A 3,997-nucleotide genomic window follows, 5' to 3' on the forward strand; every position below is an offset into this window, starting at 1 on the left:
CGTTATAATTTAATAGTTTTGATTGTTTAGATTGAACTATGCCTTTTACTATTGCCTCAACAGTAACATTCGAAGAAGAAATTAAAAAAAGTAGATTTCAAGCGATTACCTCACCTGTGGAAAATGAGCAGGAAGTCAAAGCATTTCTGGAGCTCCATAAAGATATTTCGACAACACATCAATGTTGGGCATGGAAAATAGGGCATCATGTTCGTTTTAATGATGATGGCGAACCATCTGGAACTGCGGGCAGACCCATATTAGCCACTATTGAGGGTAATGATTTGACGAATATTATTGTTCTGGTCAATCGTTGGTATGGAGGAATCAAACTCGGTACTGGAGGGCTGGTTCGGGCATATGGTGGCTGTGCAGGACAGTCTTTGCTATTAGCTGAAAAAATTGAATTAATTGAAAAGAAAAAAGTACATTTCCAATGTACATTTAGTGAGTGGGCAATTTTACAATACGAGTTAAGGCAACAGAATATAGAATTTATTGAACATTACGAAACAGATGGTGTTCATGTTAATGCATTGATGCAAATTCATCAGATTGAACCATTTGCGATAAAAATACAGGATCTAACACGTGGGCGTGAGCTGTTAAAAATAGTAAAAGAGCTGAATGATGAATGAGATTGATCCTTTACTGAAATATCGGGAGCAACATAAGCATCGGTTAAATTATATGCCTTGGCTTTACTGGACGCTCAAACCTAAAAATCGTGTATGGGCAGAAGCTTGGCAACAGGAATATCAAGCTTATTTAATGTCTATGGAAACAGTTGAAATAGGTGTTAACTGCTTTATCTCACCATTGGCACATATATTTGCTGAACCAGGTCGTAAAATTATTATTGGTAATGATAGTTTTATTGCTGCCGACTGTACCTTGCATGGGCCTATAGATATAGGAAATGAGGTTGCAATTAATCATCACTGTATTCTGGATGGTGGAAAATCAGGAATAAAAATTCATGATCAGGTTCGCATTGCTGCATATAGCCATTTATATGCTTTTGATCATGGAATGAGTCTAGATCAGCCGGTTTACCAGCAAGCGGTAACATCAAAGGGAATTGAAATAGGAAAAGATGTCTGGATCGGTGCACATGTTGGAATCAAGGATGGAATTAAAATTGCACAACATGCTGTTGTCGGGATGAATAGTATGGTTACCAAAGATATTCATGAACGCGAGATCGTGGCTGGGAATCCTGCAAGATTTGTACGATATCGTGATTAAACTTTAAATGAAACAATTCATTAAATAAGCTGATGATATTGTTTACATAAAGTTGAAGACCTGTAAAAAAAGATATGGTACTTTAAAATTAAGCAATAAACCCAGGACTATAGAGTCAAGAAGAGGTAGATATGAGTCGTGTCATTGCATGTATTGATTCTTCGCCGTGCATCAATGCTTTAGCTGAGGCTGCAGCATGGGTTGCACGAAAAACTGGTCGGGAATTAGTTTTATTACAAGTGCTGGATTATTATCCAGCGAGTTACCATCTAGGGGAAATCAGTGGTGTAATTGGTTTTGAAAGTAATGCAATGTTGCTTAAGGAACTTGCTGAACTCGAGCAAAAGCAGAGTGAACTGGCAATTAATTATAGTAATAACTTGCTTGAACATATTTCTGAAATGATAAAAGAGAAATATGATATTACACCTAGTCATATTCAGGAAAAGGGAGATTTTTTAGAACAAAGTTTTAATGTTCTTAATGAAACAGACTTTGTTGTTATAGGGCGGTTAGGAGAGCGTTCTGCTGAAAAAAACAAAACAATTGGCAGTAATGTGGAAAACTTTATTCGGGGTGCAAAGTGTACAGTTTTGACTGTGGGAGAAAATTTTAAGCCACCAACCCGTTTTATTTTTGCTTATGAAGATTCGCCTACCTGTAAAGATATGCTACATCGGGTTGCAAAAAGTGATTTGTTAAGACAACTCCAGTGTCATTTGCTGTATGTGGGAGATCATCCAGAGATTTTAAATCAACCTTCGCTCTATTTAAGAGAAGCTGGGTTGGATGTAGTTGTGGAGTATCGGTATGGCGATGTTGCCGAAAATATTCTGGACTATCAAAATCAACATCAAATTCAATTGATTGTATTAGGTGCATTTAGTCACAGTAAAATACATCAATTTTTCCTCGGTAGTGTAACTACAACGATTTTCCGTAATGCGACTGTTCCGTTATTGGTTGTGAAATAGTTCTTTTTTGCAAATGCTATGGATAATTTATCTATAGCATTTTAAATTTTAGAATTGACTTTTTGGAAAGCAAGGTTTTCAGAAAAAAATTAAATTCAAATGACTATTTAATGATCTTTTTATTAAAATTTTTTATTTTCAAATAGATATCTGGTTATATGACAGTTATCCACAATTATACAAACAAGAACAGGGGATAACTCAAAATAGATCGTTTCAACTAGTGTTAGAAAAAAAGCCTCTTTAACAGAGGCTTTAGCAGCACTTATTTTACAATCGCGATGGCAAAACCATCATGACCTTTGGAGCCAACGGTTTGTAGCGCAGTACATGATAAAATTTTTGGATGGTTCTTCATGGCAGTATACATATCCCGAATCCCCTGAATACTTGGTTTGTGGTTATCCACATCCAGGATATCACCAGCACGAATGACATTGTCCAATACAATAATTGTACCAGAATGAGATAAATTTAAGCCTAATTCGAGATATTCAGGATAACTTTGTTTATCGGCATCAATAAAAATAAAATCAAAAGCTTCAAAATCAGCAGGCAATGTTTTCAGGACATCAGCAGCACGTCCTACTTTGAGTTCAATCGTTTGGGGTAATCGAGCATTATCAATATTTTCCTGGGCTAACGCTGCGTGAGTATCACGACCTTCTATCGTCAAAATATAACCGTCATCAGGGAGTGCTCTAGCTAACCACATAGTACTATAGGCAGCAAAAGTTCCTAACTCGAGTACGCGTTTGCATTTATTCATCTGAATGAGCATCTGTAAAAGCATGCCCTGATTTGCTGCAACAGCTAAATGGTCGGGAAAACCTTTTTCATCAGTATTTTTTAACGTCTGGGTTAGAATAGGATCTTCAGGAATTAAATGTGATTCGATATAAGCATCGATGTCTGACCACATCTGTTGCATGATTGTGTCACCTAAATTACGTTAACTGCATTTTAATCTTTTCGGATAGGAGTGCAATTTTAAAAAATCTTTTTGAGTTTTTTTTAGCCAGAAAATGCCTGTATTTAGAAATTACTACACATCGAGCTATTACGTGAATGGTCAGGGCCCCAGGTACGGAAACCTTGAGTATCGATATGGATTTGTCCTGAAGCATATAATCCGAGTCCCATATTCAAACTTTGACCATGCTGTGCCCAAAATTGGCAAAGTTTAAACTTGGTATTTTCAATAAATGCATAATCTTCAGGGCTAGGGGTAGCTGGACCGATGCGGAAATCCATCGCAGAATTGAATAAATGGCGAGAAGAGCCAGCTCCACCAGCACACTGATTTAAAGGTAAATCACGATAAACAGATGTAATTTCAAAATCAGTCAAAATTTTTGCAGCAATTAAATATTTAAATATTCTTAAGGTAGGAATCTGATTACGCCACAGTTCACGGTTGGGTACCATGTATTGATCTCTACCACATTTCTCCCAGTCGCGCGCTGTACGGAATAGTTCAAAACTTGGTATAACGTGTCCTACACCATTTTGTTCAAGAAAATGTTCATATTCTCGGGTTTGAGCTTGATTGTTGGGTTGAGACAACCATGCCAGATAAGAGTTTGGAGTAACTTTGGGAGGAATAGGGCGTTCAACAATAACTTTTTCTTGTGGGATATAAATACGATGCCCAGAACTTTTCTGTGTTTGAGTTTTTTGAGGGGATGAAGTACATCCGATCATCATCATAGGGACGATACTGACTGCGAGCAGCCCCTTCAAAATATATTTCATTATGGAGAGATAAGTAATAA

5 protein-coding genes are annotated in these 3,997 nt (G+C 36.9%); 3 read left to right on the forward strand and 2 right to left on the reverse strand.

Translation table 11 applies throughout. The annotated features are described in order from the left end of the window. The first annotated feature begins 38 nt into the window (after positions 1-38). The 3 genes from KPC_RS18265 (at position 39) to KPC_RS18275 (ending at position 2,222) form a co-directional block, all read left to right on the forward strand. The gene (locus tag KPC_RS18265; RefSeq protein ID WP_121975756.1) at positions 39-638 is read left to right on the forward strand and encodes an IMPACT family protein; all 600 of its coding nucleotides are present in this window, start codon (positions 39-41) and stop codon (positions 636-638) included. Beyond that, a complete protein-coding gene (locus KPC_RS18270) occupies positions 631-1,248 on the forward strand; it encodes an acyltransferase (protein ID WP_121975757.1) in 618 nt (205 codons plus the stop codon). Before KPC_RS18265 ends, KPC_RS18270 begins: the two co-directional genes overlap by 8 nt. A 131-nt stretch (positions 1,249-1,379) precedes the next feature. Continuing rightward, entirely contained in the window at positions 1,380-2,222 is an 843-nt protein-coding gene (locus KPC_RS18275) for a universal stress protein (protein WP_121975758.1), read from the forward strand. A 265-nt stretch (positions 2,223-2,487) separates the two neighbouring features. Here the strand turns inward: KPC_RS18275 and KPC_RS18280 are convergent, their stop codons facing one another. Further along, a complete protein-coding gene (locus tag KPC_RS18280) occupies positions 2,488-3,153 on the reverse strand; it encodes an O-methyltransferase (RefSeq protein WP_121975759.1) in 666 nt (221 codons plus the stop codon). A gap of 104 nt (positions 3,154-3,257) precedes the next feature. Further along, positions 3,258-3,977 (reverse strand): D-Ala-D-Ala carboxypeptidase family metallohydrolase, encoded by a 720-nt coding sequence (locus KPC_RS18285; RefSeq protein WP_121975760.1) that lies wholly within the window; start codon positions 3,975-3,977, stop codon positions 3,258-3,260. Between the last annotated feature and the right edge of the window lie 20 nt (positions 3,978-3,997).

Origin of the sequence: Acinetobacter stercoris, assembly GCF_900323515.1 — a bacterium.
In the GTDB taxonomy this organism is placed as follows: Bacteria; Pseudomonadota; Gammaproteobacteria; order Pseudomonadales; family Moraxellaceae; genus Acinetobacter; species Acinetobacter stercoris.